Source organism: Francisella sp. SYW-9, from assembly GCF_008711465.1.
Lineage (GTDB): Bacteria > Pseudomonadota > Gammaproteobacteria > Francisellales > Francisellaceae > Francisella.
On sequence record NZ_VXKQ01000016.1, the window covers coordinates 45075 to 65057 of the forward strand.

Genomic DNA, 19983 nt, shown 5'->3' on the forward strand with positions numbered 1-19983 from the left:
AGGAATATCTTCCTTTTATTTATTTTTATAAATCAAACAAACTGCATGAGTAGCTATACCTTCTTTTCTACCAACAAAGCCTAATTTTTCAGTGGTAGTAGCTTTGATATTTATTTGATTGATTTCTATATCTAACATATTAGCGAGACAAGATTTCATATTTTCGATATGAGGTAGCATCTTTGGAGCTTGAGCAACTATAGTGCAGTCAATATTGCCAATATGGTAGCTTTTTTCATCTAGCATTTTTTTTATTCCAGCTAGGAAGAATTTGCTATCGGTGTTTTTATATTGACTATCAGTATCAGGAAAGTGCCTACCAATATCTCCAAGTCCTAAAGCACCAAGTATAGCATCACATAATGCATGAATAAGTACATCACCATCAGAATGAGCTTCTAAGCCAAGATGATAGGGTATTTCTATACCACCAATAATGATATTTTGCTTTTGATCTGTGAATTTATGGACATCATAACCATGACCTATTCTAAACATAGTTTTAACCTTGTGTAATAGGGTAGTTATTATTTAACCAGCCTTGCATGCCACCTGCAACGGAAATAACATCTGTATAGCCCATTTGTTGTAGGCTAAGAGCTGCTAAAGCTGAACGAAAACCACCACCACAATATAGGTACATTTTTTGATCTTTGTTTGGTACTAGGTTTTCAATTTTTACTTCAATCTGTCCTTTGCTTAGGTGTGTTGCTCCTTGAATATGAAATCTATTAAACTCAGAGTCTTCTCTAACATCAAGAATTATACCATCAAGCTTATCTGAGTCTATTTTGTTAAATAAATCACTAGCTGAACATTCTTTGATTTGAGATTTCGCATTATTTACAAGTTTTAAAAACTCTACAGGTCTAGCATTATTTGGTGAGTTAGTTGGATAACCCTTTACATTCCATGCTCTCCAGCCACCATCAACTGATACCACATTTTCGTATCCCATTTCTTTTAATGTCTCAGCAACTAAAGCAGATCTAAAACCACCACCACAATAAAAATACATTTTTTGATTTTTATTCGGAATTGCTGATTCAATGGCACTTTCAATAATTCCTTTACTTATATGGATTGCATTTGGTATATAACCATTAGCAAATTCAGATTCTTCGCGAGTGTCTATCAAAATACCATCGAGAGAGTTATTTTGATTCATTTCATAAATATCATCAACAGTACATTCTTGTATCTTTGCTTTTGCTTCATTTACTTTTTTTAGGAATCCTTGAGAGTGTTGCATCCTTATTACCTTAACTTTTATGTTTATCTAAACTGATATTTTATATTTTTCTTTAACTAAAAAGAATATCTTATAAAAGATAACTTATAATTTGGAATATTATAATAACTATAGCAATAATTAAAGCGACTATATTGAGAGTCTTATTTTTCATAAAAGAGTATATAAGCTTGTAGTTTTTGTTACGTAAAATTCTAACCATATTTAAAGGGCAAGAAACAAGCATAATTAATGAGAAAAGTCCTACAACAGATAATGCAATTAAAAACAGTTGTTTAAAGTAATAGTTTAGAGTAATTGGTAAGATAAAAAGTAAAAAGCCAAGAAGTATGTTTTTATTTATTTTTGAAAGGCTATTCATCTTAAATCTATCTAAAATTAAATCTTTTAAAGCTAAAGAAAGTGTAATAAATGCTGTAGTTACAGATATTGATATAAAACTATATATTAATGTTATTATTTCATGAGATTTAATATTTGCCTTAAGAATATAGATAAGCTGTGTCACGCTATCTTGATCACTCAAAGAACCACTAAGTATAGTTGCAAAGCTATTTTTATCGCCATAAATAGCAATATTACCAAAGATAGCTACAATCCAGCAGACATAGATTAATAGAATCATTAGTGAAGCTACTATAATAATTCTTCTAATATCTTTAGCGTGAGGGCCTACATAGTTTACAACAGTTGGTACTATTATATGAGCTGAAAATGTTGTTGCTAATATTGGTAGAGCAATAATTAATTCTTTAAAGTTGCTAAAACCATATTTGTCCAGATTCTCTAATTGTACAGATTCAAATAATTGAATAATTGTAAATAAAATAATTATAAGTTTTAAAGTTAAGAATAATCTATTTAGCCACTCAGCATGTCCAGTACCCTTTAGAATAAAGCTTCCAAAGATAATAACAAAACCTATTTCTATGATTATATAATTAATACCTAATAGGCTTTCAAAAGATGCCCCTATAGCCGATATATAAGCTGCGAGCATACCATAAAGTATACCAAAAGCACAAATATATACTAAAATAATACCAGGTTTTTTAAAAAGCTTATGGGCAAGTCCTAGATAACTAATGCCTTTTTCAAAATGTAAGCATGCTTCTGCTACAGCTAGAGTCGAGTATGTCATTAAAAGCCACATTAGAAACATTACTATACAGCCAATGAGAATGCCAAAATATGAAAGAATCATTGGTATAGCAAGAATACCACCACCTAAAGATGTACCAATTATTAAAAAAATACATCCAATTTGTTTATTTATACTTGTTGTCACAAATAGGTTTTTTATTTTCTAACTTAGGAGTAATTAAAACATATAAATATAAGATAATAAAATAATAATTTTATTTTTACCAGCCAGCGATTGCAGCTCCATCAGGATATACTTCTTCACCTACTTTTTTGACAGCAGGGCTTTGGAATGCTTTAACATATTCTTTAAGCTTAGGATTATTCTTTTGATCTGCATTTGCCGCGATAATATTAGTAAATGGAGAATCAGTAGGCTCTACAAATAAAGCATCTTTGTGAGTAAGTCCAGCTTTTGATAAATAGTCATTATTTATAACACCTAAGGCTACCACTTCTAAGTTATTAGGAATCTGATCTGCTTGTAAAGCAACTATTTTTAGATGTTTAGGGTTACTAACTATACTATCTGGAGTAGCTTTCCACGTAACTCCTTTTTTAAGCTTAAGTAATCCAGCATCTTGTAATATCATAAGCGCGCGCCCTTGATTTGTTGGATCATTAGGTATGGCAATAGTAGCGCCATTAGGAACTTGATCAAGATGTTTATATTTTTTTGAATATATACCCATTGGATAAAGGAAAGTTTTTCCAATAGATACAATATGATAACCAAATTTCTTATTTTGATTTTCTAAGAAAGGAATATGTTGAAAAACGTTTGCTTGAATTTCATTATCATTTAAGGCTCTATTTGGAAGGTTATAGTCGCCAAATGAAACTAGCTTAACATCAAGACCATATTTCTCTTTAGCAATTTTTTTACTTTCTTGCATAATTTTATCTTGAGGAGGGCTGGTTATATAACCGATAGTTATCTGGTTTGGATTTATAGCAGTTGAGGCATTTACATAGAGTTGTGCTCCACTAGCTATCAATAAAATAACTGTAATAATCCAAAGAGATGTTAGTTTCTTTGCTGCAAGTAAATAATTACCAAAAGACTGTGTTAGTTGTACTAGTATAACTAGCATCACTACACCACCAAGTAATAATGTATAATTACCGTAGTTATATCCTTTGAAATAAGTTAGATCACCAAGACCTCCACCACCAACGATACCAGCCATAGCAGAGAAACCTATTAGCGAAATACAAGTCAAAGATGCTGCATCTATAAGTAAGTTTTTAGACTCTGGTAATAAGACCTTGAAAATGATTTGGTTTCTAGTTGCGCCCATAGCTTTAGCAGCTTCAATAAGACCATGATCGACTTCTCTTAGAGCTGATTCTGTTAAGCGCGCATAGAAAGGCAAAGCAGCTATAGCAAGGGGAACTATTGAAGCAGTTGTGCCAATAGTTGTGCCGACAATTAACTTAGTTAAAGGGTATAGTAAAATGAGTAATATAATATAAGGAATACTTCTTGTTATATTAATTATTGCACTAAAACCTTTATTAAATCCTTTAACTAAAATATTTTTACTATCTTTAGTAATATATAATAAAATACCCAGTAATATACCACCTATAACAGCTACTAAAGTGGCAATGAAAACCATAAAAATAGTTTCCCATGTCGATATAGCTATCTGGTTAAACTCATGTAAACTAAATATTGTCTGCTGTTGCATAGCCTAATACCTTTAAATTAACATCTTGATTTGAAAGAAATTTTAGAGCGTTTTCCCAATCTTTACGCTCACCTGTTATATGACAAATAGCAATACCAACTATCTGCTCTTGGATAGTCTCAATATTTGCCTGAATAATACTTGCTGAAGCATTAAATTGGCGAGATATCTCGGCGATTATTGGCATTTTACCTTTGTCACCATAAAAGGTTAGTTGTACAACAGGATATATGTGGTCATTACTATATGGGTTATCATGAAGCTTTTTAGCTATGAAATCAGGCACTTTTGTATGAATACTAGTCTCAACAAAAGATTTTGTAACTTCAGTCTGTGGATCTAAGAAAATATCAAGGGTATTACCCATCTCTGCAATATGACCTTTGTCAATAATAGCAACTTTGTCACAGATTCTTCTTACAACATCCATTTCATGAGTGATAAGAACTATAGTTAGACCAAGCTCTTTATTTAGTCTTTTAAGTAGAGCTAATATCTGTTTTGTTGAAGTTGGATCTAGTGCTGAAGTTGCTTCATCAGATAATAATACTAATGGGTCAAGTGCTAATGCTCTAGCAATCGCAACTTTTTGTTTTTGACCACCACTGAGCTCTTTGGGATATGCTGTAGCTTTGTTTGGCAACTCAACTAGCTCTAGAAGTTTATGTACTCTTTTTTTAATTTCTACTTTAGGAACACCTTGGATTTCAAGAGGTAGAGCTATATTTTCATAGACATTGCGTGAAGAGAGTAAATTGAAATGTTGAAATATCATGGCAACTTTTTTGCGAAACTCTCTTAGCTGTTTTGGATTTTTCTTAGTGATATTTTCATCTGCTATGAAGATAGAGCCATCAGTTGGTTGTTCAAGTAAGTTTAAGCATCTTAATAATGAACTTTTTCCAGCACCACTATGTCCGATTATACCAAAAATTTCACCTTGCTTTATTTCAAGATTAATATTATCAAGAACAAGATTACTTATATTATTGGTATAATATTCTTTTTTTAGATTTTTAATTTGTATCATTTTGCTTTAGCCTTATCACCTATCTTACTTTCTTGACCACTAATTAACCTTTGGATATTACCCTTATGCTTAATAAGGATAATAATAGCTATAATTAAAAATGGAGCAGCTGTTTGAAAGTCTGATGTAAATATTACAGATAAACTTGCTATAACAGTAGCTAATAATGCTGATAGCGAAGAGTAGCGAGTTATTACAGCTACACATAACCATGTGATTACAAATATGAAACCTAATATCCAACTAAAGCCAAATAGTGTGCCTATAAGTGTTGCAACACCTTTTCCCCCTTTAAAACCAAAGAATATTGGAAAAACATGACCAAGAATTGCATACAAAGCAGTACAAGCTGTTATAAAATCATTTCCAGTTAGGATTTTTGCAATAACTACTGGAATTAAACCTTTTAAAATATCAAAAGCTAATGTAATAACGGCAGGAACCTTACCTCCTATTCTTAGTACATTAGTTGTACCAGGGTTACCAGAACCAACACTTCTTGGTGATGGTAGCCTAAAAATATAACAAACTATAATTGCACTATTTATTGAACCTAATAAATATGCAAATATTAGAACACCAAAATTTAAAGAGATCATGAATATTCCTTTTATTTCTTTTTAAAAAAATTTCTAAACAAATTATTATAATACTATCTAGGCAATATCTTGGCTAGCTATTTTTGTTGCTTTATTATAGGATTGATAGCTTAAAAAAACATATTTGTCAATTTTTATATCAAAAGGTTTGATTTTATGACTGTAATGAAGTTCGATTTAATTAAAAAAGAAGGTAAAGCAAGAAGAGGAAAAATAAGTTTTCCTAGAGGCGATATCCAAACTCCAGCATTTATGCCAGTAGGTACTTATGGGGCGGTAAAGTCATTATCTCCAGTAGAGTTAAAAGAGATGGGGGCTGATATTATTTTAGGTAATACGTTTCATTTATGGTTACGTCCTGGTACAGACATTATTAAAAAACATGGTTCTTTACATGGTTTTAATGGTTGGGATAAACCTATTTTGACTGACTCAGGTGGGTTTCAGGTATTTAGTTTAGGTAAAATGCGTAAGCTTACTGAAGAGGGCGTGACTTTTAAATCACCAATAAATGGTTCAAAAGTATTTTTATCACCAGAAATATCAATGCAGGTTCAAAGAGATTTGGGTTCTGATATTGTGATGTGTTTTGATGAATGTACTCCATATCCAGCAACTGAGAAAGAAGCAAAAGATTCTATGGAGTTATCAATGCGTTGGGCAAAAAGATCAAAAGATGCCCATGGAGATAATCCATCAGCATTATTCGGTATTATCCAGGGTGGTATGTATGAGCATCTAAGAGATGAGTCTTTGAGAGCATTAAAGGAGATTGATTTTGATGGTTTTGCTATAGGTGGATTATCTGTAGGAGAGCCAAAAGAAGATATGATTAGAATATTAGATCATACAGCTCATCAAATGCCAGAAGATAAGCCAAGATACCTAATGGGGGTTGGGACTCCAAAAGATTTAGTTGAAGCAGTATATCGTGGTGTAGATATGTTTGACTGTGTTATGCCTTCACGAAATGCGCGTAATGGCCATATTTTCACATCTGAAGGTGTTATTAAAATTAGAAATTCTAAGCATAAAGAAGATATTTCAGCATTAGACCCTAACTGTGATTGTTATACTTGTAAAAACTTTAGTAAAAGTTATCTACACCATCTTGATAAGACTAAAGAGATTCTAGGCTCAAGGTTAAATACTATTCATAATCTAACTTTTTATCAAAACCTTATGAAAGATATTCGTAAAGCTTTAGAAGAGGGAAGATTTGCAGAGTTTAGAGAAGAGTTTCTTGCAAATTATAAGTAAAGCTACTCGTTTAGGAATGAATGTAATAGTTCATTCATTTTTATAAAAGCTTTAGAATTAGGTTCCCTAGATAGTAAATAATAAGACTTATTTGCGGGAAGGCTTCTTTGTTCAGGTAAGTAGAGTAGTCCATTTCTAATGAGATCTTTGACTAAAAGTTTTTCTGTAACAAAAACTCCTACTCCTGAAGAGCATGCATTTATTGCTTGTATAGAGTTTTTTAAGGCTATTTTTTTGCTATCAATATCATTTAGATCATTATGCTTAAGCCACTGTAAATAGTCATTAGATCTTAGCTCATCATCGACAAAAATAAGTTTTTGAGATGAAATGATTTCTTCAAGGGTTTTACCGGCTTGTTTGTTATTTGATATCAAAACTAACTCTCCATCAATTAGCTTTTGCTTATTATTATCAATAAACTCTTCATTTGAGCCATATTCAATACTTAGGTCTATATCATCATTATCAAAGTCAACTCTTCTACCTTTAGTTATAAATTGTATATCTATATCTTTAAATGCTTCAGTAATGTTATCAAACCTAGGTATTAGCCAATTTGCACATAATGTCGCAAGACAGTTAATTGATATTTTATTTATATGTTGTTCTTTAAAAAGGTTGGTCGATTGATATATTTCAGTTATTAAAGGATCTATCCTTGAGTAGTATTGCTTTGCCAGATCTGTAATTATAAGTCTGCGTTTTTGTGTTAGAAAAAGTTTCTTATCAAAATATGTTTCTAACTTTTTTATTGATTGGCTTACAGCCGAATGGGTCATATATAACTGTTCAGCTGCTTTTGTATAGCTTTTAGTTTTCATTACTGCCACAAATACAGGTAAAGAATTTAAAGGAGGTAAATCGTTTCTCTTAATCATGATTTTCCGTAAGTTAAACTTACTTTATGTGAATGATAAATGGTTCTGAATAAATATACAATATTTTATATAGTAGGTTAGAAGTGTATGGGGTTCAAAACTTTATAAGTTATTAGATAGAAAAAGTACAAAGGCTCTAATCTAATAGGTGTATGTAGTGATGTAAGTTATGTTTACTTTTAGATATTTATTAAACCAGTGATTTTACTTATTTATATTAGAGAATATGACCTGTTGAAATCTTAATTTATGTCGCTTATAGTTGTTATGTTTAATACCTAAAGAGATTTTTTGTTGAGGGCTAAACATTTTATTAAGAGTAAAAGTAGTCTTCTATAAAGCTTTCAGCGTTATTGTAAGAAAATGTTACAATAGTGTAAGTTTAAATCGTTTTACTTTATATGAATTTGATCTATCATTTAGTTATTGTTTTATTACGGTTAGGATCTAAAAAATGAGATTGATGCGTGATTCAATTGCTATGTTATTAATGCTGTTATCAGCTACTGCTATTTCTTTAGTGGGTTATAGTACCAAATTTATAATGACTAGTTGTTCTATCTATGCGGTGATGCTAGTGTATTTTGTTGGAAGTGCTGTATTAATGTGGTGGATTGTTAGCATCTCATCTTTTGACAGAATTCTTCCTCTTGAGTGGAAGCCTATTTTAATTAGAGTTGTTTTGAGTATTACTGCTCAGTACTTTTTATTTTTGGGTTTACATAGTTCATCATTGTTGTTACCAATATTATTGTTTAATACTAGCCCTTTGTTTATACCAATTGTTAGATGGGTTTTTCACAAAGTTAAGATTAGTATTAGTACTTGGATATTATTAATAATTAGTTTCTTTGGGATTTATTTGATCCTGAGAAGTAAGTCAGGCGGACATGCTGATGTATGGGCATTAAGCGCTTTGGTTGCTGGTGTTTTAAATGCTGGATCTCAAGTGGTATTACATACTGCTAGTCAAAAAGAGAATTTATTTACAATGAATCTATGGATATTTACAGCAATAAGTGTACTTATGTTTATTGGTTTGCCATTTACTCATATTACATTTGCTGGTATTCATTATGGTTTTACTAGTGCTCCTCTAATCTGGGCGGGCATTGGAGTTGTAATATTTGGTGTAAGCGCTCAGCTTTTTAGAGTTAAAGCATTTAAATACACTCTAGATCCATCTTTTGTGGCGCCAGGTATGTATTTCTCAGTAGTTGTAGCGGCTGTGATGGATGCATATATATATAATAAGAGTTTAACTCTAGTTGAGGTTTTGGGAATATTAATTGTTTGTGGTGCAAGTATATTCTCAGTAATTAAGAAAAAATAATAAAAATAAAGGAGACTTTAAAATGAAAAATACAATAGTTATAGCAGCTGATTTTATTAACGAGATAGTTGATGAGAAGGGTGCGTTTGGTGCATTTAACGCAGAGAGAGTTAAAAACTGTCATACAATCGAAAATGCTAATAAAGTTATAGCATGGGCTCGTAAGAATGATGTTAAAGTTGCTCACGTTAAAGTAGGTTTTAGCAAAGACTATCATGAGTGTCCAAGAAACTCACCTATCTTTGGTCAAGCACCTGAGTATAAAGTTCTTCAACTTGGTACATGGGCTACAGATTTTCATAAAGATGTAGATGTTCAGGATCATGATATCGTAATAACTAAGCATAGAATTAGTTTTGTATATGCAACAGATTGTGAAGCTATTTTAAGAGCTAATAAGATTGAGAATGTTATAGTCTTTGGTGTATCTACTGAGCATGTTATTGAATCTTCAGTAAGAGAGTTACATGATAGAGATTATAATGTAACAGTTATTTCAGATGCTTGTAACGCAGGTACTGAAGAAGGTCACAACAAGAGTCTTGAGAGCTTAGCTCACATTTCTAAAGTTGTTACAGCTGAAGAGTTCTTATCAAGTAATTAATTTTATATCTATGTAACTTATTTCTATTAAAATAATTAAAAAATACTGTGTGAATTTATACATCTAAGTTTAGCTGTATTATAGTCTAATATAAAATATCATGCTTATCTGATTGAGCTGCTTTATAGTGTATGTATAAGTTACATTCATGTAACTTTAAATAGCTTTACTTTATGTTGCTGTACTTTATCATATGAGAGTAATTATCAGTTAATATTAAATAATAAAAATAAAGGAGACTTTTAAATGAAGAATACAATAGTTATAGCAGCTGATTTTATTAACGAGATAGTTGATGAAAAGGGAGCTTTTGGGGCATTTAATGCAGAAAGGGTTAAGAGCTGTAATACAATGCAAAATGCTAATAAGGTTATAACATGGGCTCGTAAAAATGATATTAAAGTTGCACATGTTAAAGTAGGATTTAGCAAAGATTATCATGAATGTCCAAAAGATTCTCCTATATTTAGTCAAGCACCTAAATATAAGGCTCTTCAACTTGGTACATGGGCTACAGATTTTCATAAAGATATAGACTATCAAGAAGATGATATAGTTATAACAAAGCATAGAATCAGTTTTGTATATGCAACAGATTGTGAAGCTATTTTAAGAGCTAATAAGATTAAGAATGTTATAGTCTTTGGTGTATCTACTGAGCAAGTTGTTGAGCTTTCAGTGAGAGAGTTACATGACAGAGATTATAGTGTAACAGTTATCTCAGATGCTTGTAATGCTGCTACTGAAGAAGGACATGAAAAAAGCCTTAGAAGTATATCTACTGTTGCTAAAGTTGTTACAGCTGAAGAGTTTTTGTTAAATAATTAATAACTTAAGTTTAGTAAAATTTATCATTAATTTTATTTTAACTCTTTTATTGTCATTTATAATAGGTTAGAATTGTTTTTGTACTCGTGCACTTATGCATCTGATCTTAGCGATACACCCCCCTTTAAAACTAAGATTAGATGTGTAAATGTATGTTGTTTAAGTATAATACTTAATATCAGTTATGTTTTGCAAAGTATTTAATGTAATCTTTTTGTTATTCAAGATTTTCTATAAATTAATTTTCTCACTGAAATAAGTTAATAAATATATGTAACTTAATTTAGCATTCCCTATGAGATCTCTGTGTGTGCTCAGATATTTTGATATATCGGTAATTAAATAAGTTGTGTGAGCCTAACTAGAAAAGTTAATAATTTACTTAGAGAAATAGTTGTTTTTGAGAAAAGGGGTTTAGGCTATATTTTTAAGTGATGCAAAAAGCTCACTATGAACAGAACCCTTTTTATAGAATATAGGAGGATAGCCAATTTTTGCTTCTACAGTTACATTTTGACCGCCTTTATATTCTTTATCTGAATAAATGTGTACCCAGTCATCACCTTGAGGTAAATATACATCCCAGTTTGCAACACTTTCTTTATGAACAGGAGCTACTAACAAATCTTTACCTAGTAAATATTGATATTGTATATCATAGCAAGTTTCATCATGTTCATAATGAATAAATAAAGGACGTTGTACAGGTATTCCTTTTTTGTGATTTTCATTTACCAATGATTTTATGTAAGGCTTAAGAGCTGTATATGTCTTAACCATTTTTGCTAGATGGGCTACAGCTTCATCATCTTGTTCAAATTGGAAGTTCTCATCAGGTCTGTTACCTTCATGTGTTCTCATAACACAAGTAAATGCTGCCATGTCACTCCAACGCATAAACAACTCTTTTGTTCTTTTTAAACCGTGTAGAGATGTGTAACCACCGATATCACTATGATGTAGACCCATGCCACTCATGCCAGCTGATAATACTGCTGGAACAACAGAAGCAAGACCGTCATGTAGACTAAAATCAACACATTGATCGCCAGCCCATAAAAGAGTGTTATATGGTTGGAAACCATTAAATCCAGCACGCATGAAGAACATGATCTCACCAAGCTTACCAGCTTCTTTAATCGCTTCATAGTTTGCTTTAGCCCAAAGTCTTGGCCAATCATTATGTGCTTTTTTGGCATCTATGCCACTATATAAAGTACAGTCAACAGGTAGATACTCACCAAAATCTGCCATCCAACCGTCTAGACCGAAATCAATCATCTCTTTTTTGATGACTCTATTCTTGTACCATTCGAACGCTTCAGGATTTGTTAAATCTACAACACCACAGTAGAATTCACCAAAGTCTACTAAGTATTCTCCAACATCTTTTGATTTAGCAAAGTAGTTAAGTTCAAAAGCTTCGTTATATAAAGGATATCCTTTAACTAGGTACGGGTTAATATAACCTAAGAATTTAATACCTCTTTCTTTAAGCTTAGGGATTTCTTTATCTAGGTTTGGATACATTTCTTTATCCCATTGCCAGTTCCAGTTTAGTCGTTTGCCAAAACTTGTGACTCTTTTGCCTTGCCAGTCTTGAGCCCAGATACCAGCTACTTTTACACCCTTGTTGATAACATCATTAGTCTTTCCTAATACTGTTTCTGTACCATTTTGTAGACCTACAATTAGACCGTTATATACCCACTCCGGAAGCTCTGGTTGTCTACCGAAAAACTCTGTTAGTTTTTCTAGTAGAGAAATATAACTATCAGCTGTTCTAAATACTATATTTTGAGGTATTTCCCAACATTCTAATTCATGGAAATGATCATTCTTAAAGTTAAAATCCATATATGCAGTACTATCCATGTGACAGAAGTACTTATGTGTAGAAACGAAAGTTGACTGAGGGTAGTTAGTATTGTAGTAATCACCACCAGCTTTATCTTTAACATCAGCCATCCATGTAACAAGAGTGCTCTTATCACGACCAACACCAGGTTCAGAAGTCCAAAGTGGGAAATTTCTTCCTCTGAGATTGAAATATGAAAGTTGCTCTCCACAACCGTATACTTTTTCACTAGCATCTGCATTGATTCTTATCCAGAAGCGATTAAATGAGCTATCGATAGCTTCAAAAGATATCTTAAGCTGATCATCTTTGCTATTGAGAGAAACAATTAAAGCTGGTTGATTATTGTATAAAAGTTCAAATGAGTTGCTATTTTTAGAGATAGCTCCTGCTAGAGGCAATCTCTCTGTAACATAGTCAGATATGTCAAAGTTACCACGATACATTTCCATTGAATCTTGACCTTTACCAATAAAAAAAGCAGGTTTTTCAGCACTATGCTTTAATAAAACTTTATTATCGTAGACTATTTCTAACTGATTATTACTATTATTAATTTGTAACATTATTTTTATCTCCTATTTATATAAGTTTTCGTATTTTGAGCCTGTCAAGTTTTCACAGATAACTTTGACATCTTGGTTTACTTCATCTTTAGGACCACCATTTTCTAATCTAGAAATTTCACCTTTGATTATTTCAAAGTTTTTAGGTGTTATCTTGAATCTTGTTGAGAAATATATACCAATAAGTATTAGTACTGTAGGTATAAATATAAATACGTATCTCAATGAAGAAAGGGTGCCTGCTGATTGGTGAGCTAAGTGTGGATCATAACCAATTAGTTGCAGTATAAGGCCTATCAGTGGTAAAATAATAAGCCCTTGAGATACTTTACGAGCTGAAGACATTGCCCCAGCGTAAACACCAGTTCTTCTTTGCTTACTAAGTAATACATCTACTTCTGTAACAAAACTAAGCATTGCCATAGGTATCATATAACATGGTGAAAGCCCAACTCCTATTAAGATAAATCCTACAGAAACAGTTAAGGCAGATGCATTTGTTTGGTTTAGCATTAGCAATCCTAGCATCGATAAAACCCAAATTGTAGCTCCAATACGATAACTGGTTGCTTTACTAAATTTATTGGCAATAAAAACATATATTGGTAAAACACAGATTTGAGCAATCCACATAGTGCTTATATAAGATACTAGTTGAGGACTTTCAAGATATATTTTAATAAAGTATACACTTAGTGTCATTAGAAAGTCTAAAGCAGTAAATGCAGCTAAATATAATCCTAACTGTGCACGAAAAGACTTGTTTTTAAATGCAGATGCAAATGAGGATAGTAGAGCAGTTAGCTTTGATATGAAAGATTCTTTTTCTTTTTTTGTCTCTTTAGTGCTGGAGGTTATTTCTTTAGTTCCTAAGAATACTACAATCCAAACTACTGCATATAGTATTGAGAATACTGTAGCCATAACGACATAAGCTTTGTCACTATATGTATATGCTGCTAGAATTATTGGAGCTACAGATGTTGCAAGTATTGATGAGAATTGCGAGAAACCCATTCTAAAAGCAGATAGTCGAACACGCTCTTTATACTTATGAGTCATATCTGCAACTAATGCAGAATATGGTGTAATGACCATAGAATATACTACATCAAATATGCAGTACATTATTAAGTAGTATATAAATGCTTGTGTGTCAGTGATACCATTTACACCTACTTTTAGCGGTGTCATCCACATAGGGATAAATGTGATTATTATAGGTATTATACCTATGAGAAAGAAAACACGTCTTCTACCAAAACGAGTGTTTGTTCTGTCTGATAAGTTACCAAAAAATGGATCTGTAATAGCCATCCAAAATCTTCCTAAACCAAATAAAAGTCCAGCCAACACTGGAGATAAGCCGACATTATTTGTTAGAAAAATCATAAAAAATGTGCCTATGATAGCAAAAGCACCACCTCCAAAAATATCCCCCATTCCATAAGATATATAGTTTCTGAGTTTTAAATTTTGCAAAAGAATACTCCTTGTAGTTTTAAATACTGGGTAAAGTCATTAAGAGTTTTGCTATAGAATAAAGATATTTTACATTATAGTCACCTGATGTTTTAGCAAAAAAATATCCATTGATAATAGGCTACTACTAATGTAGAATTCATCTGTTTAAAAAATAAAACTTAAATCTTCCAGGAGAAAAAATGAAAAAAATATTATTATCGTTAGCAGCTGTTGTGTTATTTACCTCAAGTTCTTTTGCAGCAGGTAGTGAAGCGTCTGCAGGTAGTCCATTAAGCTCAATCTTAATGTTAGTAGTGTTTTTTGCAATATTTTGGTTTTTGCTTATTAGACCGCAACAAAAAAAGAGCAAAGATTTACGTAAGATGCTATCTGAATTAGCTAAAGGTGATGAAGTTGTAACAAATGGTGGCATGATAGGAAGAATAGCTAAAATCGATGATACATTTGTAGATCTAGAAGTAGCAGAAAATGTTACTGTAAAAATTCAAAGAAGTGCAGTAGCAAATATTTTACCAAAAGGTGCTACTAAGGCTTAGTTAGCCATTCTAGAAATCTTTTAACTTTTTTCTTTTTTACACAAAGGATTTTTCAATGAGTAATAATAAGAATCTTCCTATAAATCAATTTCCTTTATGGAAAAATCTTTTAATAATCTTAATTTTAGCATTAGCATTATTTTATGCTATACCTAATATCTTTGGTAAAAGCCCAGCTTTACAAATATCTCAAAAAGATGGTGATATTAGTACTCAATTATTAGTTAAAGTTGAAAATGCTTTAGATAAAAATAAAGTTGCTTATGAAAAGGCACAAATAACTAATAATAAAGATAATGTTTCAATTACATTTAAAGATGTAGAAGAGCAACTTAAAGCAAAAAAAATATTAAAAGAAAGCTTAAGTAATAATTATATTATTGCGATGAATATGCTTTCTAATTCACCAAGCTGGCTTTCAGCGTTAGGTGCTAACCCTATGAATCTAGGGCTAGATCTGCGTGGTGGAATGTATTTGATGTTAGAAGCTGATACAAAAACAGCTATAAATGCTCAATTAGATAACGCATTAAATGTGATTTTGGCATCAGCTAAGGATAATAATATAGGTGTTTCTAGCTCAACTAAAGCAGATGAAAAATCAAGTGTTAAAGCTCCACAAGATTATGTTGCTAATGGCTATGTATCTATTACATTAGATAGTTCAGCAGATGTTGCTAAGCTTAATCAATATTTAAACTCTAAGTTTAAAAAGACTCAAGATCCTAATATAACAAGTACAACTAAAGGTAAGACTGTATTTGTAACTTACAATAGCGCTAAAATTATGCAATTAAAACAAGGGGCTATATCTCAAGTTGTAACAGTAATGCGTAATCGTATTAATGCTTTAGGTGTAGCAGAAGCTTCAGTTGCTCAGGCTGGTGAGAGTCGTGTAGTTATTGAAATCCCTGGAATGCAAGATGCTACTCAAGCTAAGCAAATTTTAGGTGGAACATCTACAGCGAGTTTTTATTTAGTTAACCCTGTTACAGATAGGTTAGCTACAGAAGAGCAGGGTTATAAGGTTTACTCTTTAGACAACTCTAGAGGCTATCAAAGTTACTATAGTTTAAAAGGTGCTCCAGTAGCAGGTGGTGCTGATATTATTGGTGCAAGTCCATCAGTAGATCGCCAAACTGGTACGCCGATTGTTATGGTTGAGTTAAGTAGATCAGCAGCGACTCACTTTAGAAAGATTACTGGCAAAAATGTTGGTAATCCTATGGGTGTGATGCTTGTAAATACAACTTATGAGAAAGTTAAAGATAAAGATGGTAAAGAGAAAAATGTAGTTAATAAAACTGAAAAGTTAATAAATGTAGCTACTATTCAATCTGCACTTGGTTCACATTTCCAGATTACAGGTTTGAGTCAAAAAGAAGCAAACAATCTTGCTTTGATGATTAAGTCTGGTTCATTACAAGTCCCTGTACATATTGTTCAAGAATCACAAATAGGACCAAGCTTAGGTAAAGCTAATATTGAAAAAGGTATGCTATCTATAGTTGTAGCTCTTTTAGCAGTTATTATCTTTATACTAATCTATTATCGAGTCTTTGGTGTTATTGCAAATATTGCATTGATTATGAACCTTGTATTAATTGTAGCAGTTATGTCAATTATACCAGGGGCAACTTTAACTTTGCCAGGTATTGCAGGTATTGTTCTTAACCTTGGCATGTCAATCGATGGAAACGTGCTAATTTTTGAGAGAATTAGAGAAGAGATTCGTGCAGGTATGCCACGTCAAAGTGCAATTCATATAGGTTATGAGAAAGCATTTACAACAATTGTTGATTCTAATATTACGACTTTAATTGTTGCGGTTATTCTTTTCTTTATCGGGACAGGCGCCGTTAAAGGATTTGCTATTACATTGATGATTGGTATTGTTACATCTATGTTTACTTCGGTTACTGTTTCTAGAGCTATGACTAATTTTGTCTATGGAAAGAAAAAGAAACTAGAAAAAATCTCTATTGGAATATAATTTTAGGTTGGGTTTATAATGGAATTTTTTAAACAAAAGACTCAGATTGATTTCTTAGGTATTAAAAAGTATACAACTGCTTTTTCAGTGCTTATGATTATTATCTCTTTGTTTTTTATATTTACTAAAGGTCTAAATCTTGGTTTAGATTTTACTGGTGGTTATCAGGTTCAGCTACAGACTTCAAAGATGCTAAGTTCTGAAATGATGTCTAAGAAGCTAGAAAAGGTCGGCTTTAAGCATACAACTATAACTACTTTTGGAGATAATGATAACTATTTGATTAAGTTTGCTCCAGATGAAGTTAACTCTAAGTCTAAAAATCTTGAAGATGCTCAACAGCAGCTACAAAAAGAAGTAGAAACTACTTTGGGAGCCAAGGTAGAAAGCATTAACTATATCGGTCCTCAAGTGGGTAAACAGTTAGCAAGTAATGGTGTATTAGCAATAATTATTGCTTTGGTATGTATTTTAATTTATATAAGTGCTAGATTTGAAATGAAATTTGGTATAAGTGCTTGTATTGCGTTATTACATGATCCTATTGTTATATTAGGTATCTTTTCAGCTTTTCAGTTAGAGTTTGACTTGACTGTTTTAGCAGCAGTTTTAGCTGTAATTGGTTACTCATTAAATGATACTGTTGTAATTTATGACAGAGTGCGTGAGAACTTTAGAAAAATGCGTAATGCTAGTGTTACAGAAGTTGTTAATAGAAGTATTAACGATACACTTTCAAGAACTATACTAACGTCAGGTTTAACAATGCTTGTAGTTATTGTATTGTTCTTATTTGGTGGAAGTTCTGTGCACAATTTTTCTTTAGCCTTAATTCTGGGTATCGTAGTAGGTACTTATTCATCTATTTATGTAGCAGGTGTTGTTGCTGTTGCCTTAGGTTTAAATAGAGAGTCACTTCTACCTAAGCAAGTAAATAAAGAAGATATTCCTATACTTTAATATTTGTTAATAATTTATAGCAATTAGATAGTGTATAATGAATTTAAGACACTTGAAAGAGGATGAACAATGAAAAAAATCATTTTAACAATTAGCCTATTGATATTTGGGGCAAGTTTAGGATTAGCTATGTCTAGTGACAAGCCTGTTAGTACTACAAAGCAAGAGCAGTCAAGTAATCGTACAAAAGATAAAGCTCATCATAAGCTTGTCGCTATTTACACAAATGAAGATACTTCGTCAAAAATTATCGGACATATTACATTTAAAAACCAAGATAGTTACAATGTTTTTTATTGTAAGAATACTGGTTGGTGTGAAGTTGTTAATAAAGCTAATGGAAGTACTGGTTGGGTAAGTTTAGATCAACTTAAGCAAGCTCAGCAAAAATATGCTAGTTATATGCAGAATAAAGATACTATAAAAAAATTAGTGGAATATACTGCAGTGCAAGATCAGAAAATAGCACAACTACATGCAATGATGATGCAAATGCAAAAAGAATTTGCTACTGTATTACAAAAACAGCAAGTACAGATTAATCAACTAAGTAAGGCTTATTACTATCAGTAGATTAAAATCTAGTAGGAACTATATGTCTAAAAAGAAATTATTGCCAGCTACAAAACCAAAAACCTTACCTGTTGTATCTGATAATAATATCAATTCTTATCTTAATTTTGTCAATAGTCTACCTATTTTATCTCTAGAAGAAGAACAAGAGCTAGCAAAGCGCTACAAATATAAAAAAGATTTAGAGGCCGCACAGCAGTTAGTTTTATCTCACTTAAGATTTGTAACTAAAATTGCTAAAAACTTTTCAGGTTATGGTTTATCGATAGCAGATCTCATCCAAGAAGGTAATATTGGCTTAATGAAAGCTGTGAGTAAGTTTGATCCAGAGCAAGGAGTTAGGTTAGTATCTTTTGCTGTTCACTGGATTAAAGCAGAGATGCATGATTATGTTTTAAAGAACTGGAAAATCGTAAAAGTAGCTACAACAAAAGCTCAAAGAAAACTTTTTTTTAATCTTCGAAGCTCCAAAGGTAAGATTGGTTGGTTGAACTCTGATGAGATTAAACAGTTAGCTGAAGAGCTTAATGTCAAAGAAGAAACTGTTATTGAGATGGAAAAAAGAATGTGTCAGGGTGATGCAAGTCTTGATCTTCCATATAAAGATGATGATGCTGAGCAGTCTGCTCAGCAGAGTTTATATTTAGAAGATAAATCATCAAATGTTGAGCATCAGGTAGTACAACAAGATTATTATGATAATTTTAAAACTGTTGTGAAGGATGTTTTGAGTGGTTTTGATACGCGTACAAAAGATATCATTATGTCTCGATATCTACTTGAGAAAAAAGCAACTTTACAGGATTTAGCAGCAAAGTATAAAATCTCAGCTGAGAGGGTTAGACAAATAGAAGAAGAAGCATTAGCTAAGCTAAAAAAAGCTATAAAAAATAGAAGTTAGCTTAATATTTTATTTTCGCGTTTTCCAATAGGGTGCAAATTTTATCATCCAGGAGAAAATATAGCTTGCCATTTTATTTTTACCATCATTCTGCATTTGATTGTAAGCATACCTTTGAAACTCTTTTAAAGACATATTTTCAGCTTTTAATTGGTTGTTTTGAAAACATTTACTGCAATAAATATTTGATCCATTATCTATTTTATCTTTTGATAAAGGCATAAAACAACATTCACAATTTTTCTTTGACATAGAATCATATTTTTAAAAAACTATTTGTTTAAGTTTGAATTCTTTTGTATTAAAGATCAATATTTTATTTTTTTGAGCATATAGATGTATGCTTATAGAGTTAGTTTAATTCCTCGTTTGAAATAATAATAAATAATAAGTTTTAAATTTAAATTTACCTTTCTAAACAAACAAATTTAATAAGAGCATATTATGAGGAATAAAAACTAATTCGATTATGGTAATATATTCGATA

General features: G+C 31.5%; 19 protein-coding genes. 9 read left to right on the top strand and 10 right to left on the bottom strand.

Features of this window, described 5'->3' with window-relative positions:
- Window positions 1-15: 15 nt before the first annotated feature.
- The 6 genes from ispF to plsY all read right to left on the bottom strand — a co-directional run bounded on the left by ispF (window position 16) and on the right by plsY (window position 5718).
- Complete coding sequence (gene ispF, locus F3D62_RS07940) at window positions 16-498, bottom strand: 2-C-methyl-D-erythritol 2,4-cyclodiphosphate synthase (RefSeq protein WP_150467718.1); 483 nt, start codon at window positions 496-498, stop codon at window positions 16-18.
- A gap of 4 nt (window positions 499-502) precedes the next feature.
- Entirely contained in the window at window positions 503-1252 is a 750-nt protein-coding gene (locus tag F3D62_RS07945) for a rhodanese-like domain-containing protein (RefSeq protein WP_150467719.1), read from the bottom strand.
- A gap of 70 nt (window positions 1253-1322) precedes the next feature.
- Window positions 1323-2540 (bottom strand): aromatic amino acid transport family protein, encoded by a 1218-nt coding sequence (locus F3D62_RS07950; protein ID WP_150467720.1) that lies wholly within the window; start codon window positions 2538-2540, stop codon window positions 1323-1325.
- A gap of 76 nt (window positions 2541-2616) precedes the next feature.
- Window positions 2617-4089, bottom strand: a complete 1473-nt coding sequence (locus tag F3D62_RS07955) for a MetQ/NlpA family ABC transporter substrate-binding protein (RefSeq protein ID WP_150467721.1) — start codon at window positions 4087-4089, stop codon at window positions 2617-2619.
- Window positions 4067-5119, bottom strand: a complete 1053-nt coding sequence (locus F3D62_RS07960; RefSeq protein WP_150467722.1) for a methionine ABC transporter ATP-binding protein — start codon at window positions 5117-5119, stop codon at window positions 4067-4069. The genes F3D62_RS07955 and F3D62_RS07960 overlap by 23 nt, the downstream gene beginning before the upstream one ends.
- The gene (gene plsY, locus F3D62_RS07965; RefSeq protein ID WP_150467723.1) at window positions 5116-5718 is read right to left on the bottom strand and encodes a glycerol-3-phosphate 1-O-acyltransferase PlsY; all 603 of its coding nucleotides are present in this window, start codon (window positions 5716-5718) and stop codon (window positions 5116-5118) included. Before plsY ends, F3D62_RS07960 begins: the two co-directional genes overlap by 4 nt.
- Before the next feature lie 156 nt (window positions 5719-5874).
- Here plsY and tgt point away from each other — a divergent pair, with 156 nt between their 5' ends.
- Window positions 5875-6978, top strand: a complete 1104-nt coding sequence (tgt, locus tag F3D62_RS07970; protein WP_150467724.1) for a tRNA guanosine(34) transglycosylase Tgt — start codon at window positions 5875-5877, stop codon at window positions 6976-6978.
- A 2-nt stretch (window positions 6979-6980) separates the two neighbouring features.
- Here the strand turns inward: tgt and F3D62_RS07975 are convergent, their stop codons facing one another.
- Window positions 6981-7859, bottom strand: coding sequence for a LysR family transcriptional regulator (locus tag F3D62_RS07975; RefSeq protein WP_150467725.1), 879 nt, complete (start codon window positions 7857-7859; stop codon window positions 6981-6983).
- A gap of 454 nt (window positions 7860-8313) precedes the next feature.
- Between F3D62_RS07975 and F3D62_RS07980 the strand changes: the two genes are divergently transcribed.
- The 3 genes from F3D62_RS07980 to F3D62_RS07990 all read left to right on the top strand — a co-directional run bounded on the left by F3D62_RS07980 (window position 8314) and on the right by F3D62_RS07990 (window position 10624).
- The gene (locus F3D62_RS07980) at window positions 8314-9192 is read left to right on the top strand and encodes a DMT family transporter (protein WP_150467726.1); all 879 of its coding nucleotides are present in this window, start codon (window positions 8314-8316) and stop codon (window positions 9190-9192) included.
- A gap of 22 nt (window positions 9193-9214) precedes the next feature.
- Complete coding sequence (locus tag F3D62_RS07985) at window positions 9215-9796, top strand: cysteine hydrolase family protein (protein WP_150467727.1); 582 nt, start codon at window positions 9215-9217, stop codon at window positions 9794-9796.
- Window positions 9797-10042: 246 nt separating this feature from the next.
- Entirely contained in the window at window positions 10043-10624 is a 582-nt protein-coding gene (locus F3D62_RS07990; RefSeq protein ID WP_150467728.1) for a cysteine hydrolase family protein, read from the top strand.
- Between the two features lie 414 nt (window positions 10625-11038).
- Here F3D62_RS07990 and F3D62_RS07995 read toward each other — a convergent pair whose 3' ends face one another.
- Together F3D62_RS07995 and F3D62_RS08000 are read right to left on the bottom strand one after the other, a co-directional pair.
- A complete protein-coding gene (locus F3D62_RS07995; RefSeq protein WP_150467729.1) occupies window positions 11039-13048 on the bottom strand; it encodes an alpha-glucosidase in 2010 nt (669 codons plus the stop codon).
- A gap of 12 nt (window positions 13049-13060) precedes the next feature.
- On the bottom strand, window positions 13061-14530 hold the full coding sequence (locus tag F3D62_RS08000) for an MFS transporter (protein ID WP_150467730.1): 1470 nt from the start codon (window positions 14528-14530) through the stop codon (window positions 13061-13063).
- 182 nt (window positions 14531-14712) lie between these two features.
- On the opposite strand from F3D62_RS08000, the gene yajC reads away from it, so the two are divergent.
- From yajC to rpoH, 5 genes are all read left to right on the top strand, one after another.
- Entirely contained in the window at window positions 14713-15069 is a 357-nt protein-coding gene (gene yajC / locus F3D62_RS08005; protein ID WP_150467731.1) for a preprotein translocase subunit YajC, read from the top strand.
- Window positions 15070-15124: 55 nt separating this feature from the next.
- On the top strand, window positions 15125-17062 hold the full coding sequence (gene secD / locus F3D62_RS08010) for a protein translocase subunit SecD (RefSeq protein ID WP_150467732.1): 1938 nt from the start codon (window positions 15125-15127) through the stop codon (window positions 17060-17062).
- 18 nt (window positions 17063-17080) lie between these two features.
- Complete coding sequence (gene secF / locus F3D62_RS08015; protein WP_150467733.1) at window positions 17081-18022, top strand: protein translocase subunit SecF; 942 nt, start codon at window positions 17081-17083, stop codon at window positions 18020-18022.
- Between the two features lie 69 nt (window positions 18023-18091).
- Window positions 18092-18595 carry an SH3 domain-containing protein gene (locus tag F3D62_RS08020; protein ID WP_150467734.1) on the top strand — a complete coding sequence of 168 codons (504 nt, stop codon included), beginning with the start codon at window positions 18092-18094 and terminating at the stop codon, window positions 18593-18595.
- Between the two features lie 22 nt (window positions 18596-18617).
- Entirely contained in the window at window positions 18618-19496 is an 879-nt protein-coding gene (gene rpoH, locus F3D62_RS08025; RefSeq protein ID WP_150467735.1) for an RNA polymerase sigma factor RpoH, read from the top strand.
- A 9-nt stretch (window positions 19497-19505) separates the two neighbouring features.
- Here the strand turns inward: rpoH and F3D62_RS08030 are convergent, their stop codons facing one another.
- Entirely contained in the window at window positions 19506-19748 is a 243-nt protein-coding gene (locus tag F3D62_RS08030; RefSeq protein ID WP_150467736.1) for a zinc ribbon domain-containing protein, read from the bottom strand.
- Window positions 19749-19983 lie beyond the last annotated feature (235 nt).

Excerpts from the sequence above, each read along its gene's own strand:
- ispF (WP_150467718.1), bottom strand. The coding sequence starts at position 498 with ATGTTTAGAATAGGTCATGGTTATGATGTCCATAAATTCACAGATCAA.
- F3D62_RS07945 (WP_150467719.1), bottom strand. The coding sequence starts at position 1,252 with ATGCAACACTCTCAAGGATTCCTAAAAAAAGTAAATGAAGCAAAAGCA.
- F3D62_RS07955 (WP_150467721.1), bottom strand. The coding sequence starts at position 4,089 with ATGCAACAGCAGACAATATTTAGTTTACATGAGTTTAACCAGATAGCT.
- F3D62_RS07960 (WP_150467722.1), bottom strand. The coding sequence starts at position 5,119 with ATGATACAAATTAAAAATCTAAAAAAAGAATATTATACCAATAATATA.
- plsY (WP_150467723.1), bottom strand. The coding sequence starts at position 5,718 with ATGATCTCTTTAAATTTTGGTGTTCTAATATTTGCATATTTATTAGGT.
- tgt (WP_150467724.1), top strand. The coding sequence starts at position 5,875 with ATGACTGTAATGAAGTTCGATTTAATTAAAAAAGAAGGTAAAGCAAGA.
- F3D62_RS07975 (WP_150467725.1), bottom strand. The coding sequence starts at position 7,859 with ATGATTAAGAGAAACGATTTACCTCCTTTAAATTCTTTACCTGTATTT.
- F3D62_RS07980 (WP_150467726.1), top strand. The coding sequence starts at position 8,314 with ATGAGATTGATGCGTGATTCAATTGCTATGTTATTAATGCTGTTATCA.
- F3D62_RS07985 (WP_150467727.1), top strand. The coding sequence starts at position 9,215 with ATGAAAAATACAATAGTTATAGCAGCTGATTTTATTAACGAGATAGTT.
- F3D62_RS07990 (WP_150467728.1), top strand. The coding sequence starts at position 10,043 with ATGAAGAATACAATAGTTATAGCAGCTGATTTTATTAACGAGATAGTT.
- F3D62_RS07995 (WP_150467729.1), bottom strand. The coding sequence starts at position 13,048 with ATGTTACAAATTAATAATAGTAATAATCAGTTAGAAATAGTCTACGAT.
- yajC (WP_150467731.1), top strand. The coding sequence starts at position 14,713 with ATGAAAAAAATATTATTATCGTTAGCAGCTGTTGTGTTATTTACCTCA.
- secD (WP_150467732.1), top strand. The coding sequence starts at position 15,125 with ATGAGTAATAATAAGAATCTTCCTATAAATCAATTTCCTTTATGGAAA.
- secF (WP_150467733.1), top strand. The coding sequence starts at position 17,081 with ATGGAATTTTTTAAACAAAAGACTCAGATTGATTTCTTAGGTATTAAA.
- F3D62_RS08020 (WP_150467734.1), top strand. The coding sequence starts at position 18,092 with ATGAAAAAAATCATTTTAACAATTAGCCTATTGATATTTGGGGCAAGT.
- rpoH (WP_150467735.1), top strand. The coding sequence starts at position 18,618 with ATGTCTAAAAAGAAATTATTGCCAGCTACAAAACCAAAAACCTTACCT.
- F3D62_RS08030 (WP_150467736.1), bottom strand. The coding sequence starts at position 19,748 with ATGTCAAAGAAAAATTGTGAATGTTGTTTTATGCCTTTATCAAAAGAT.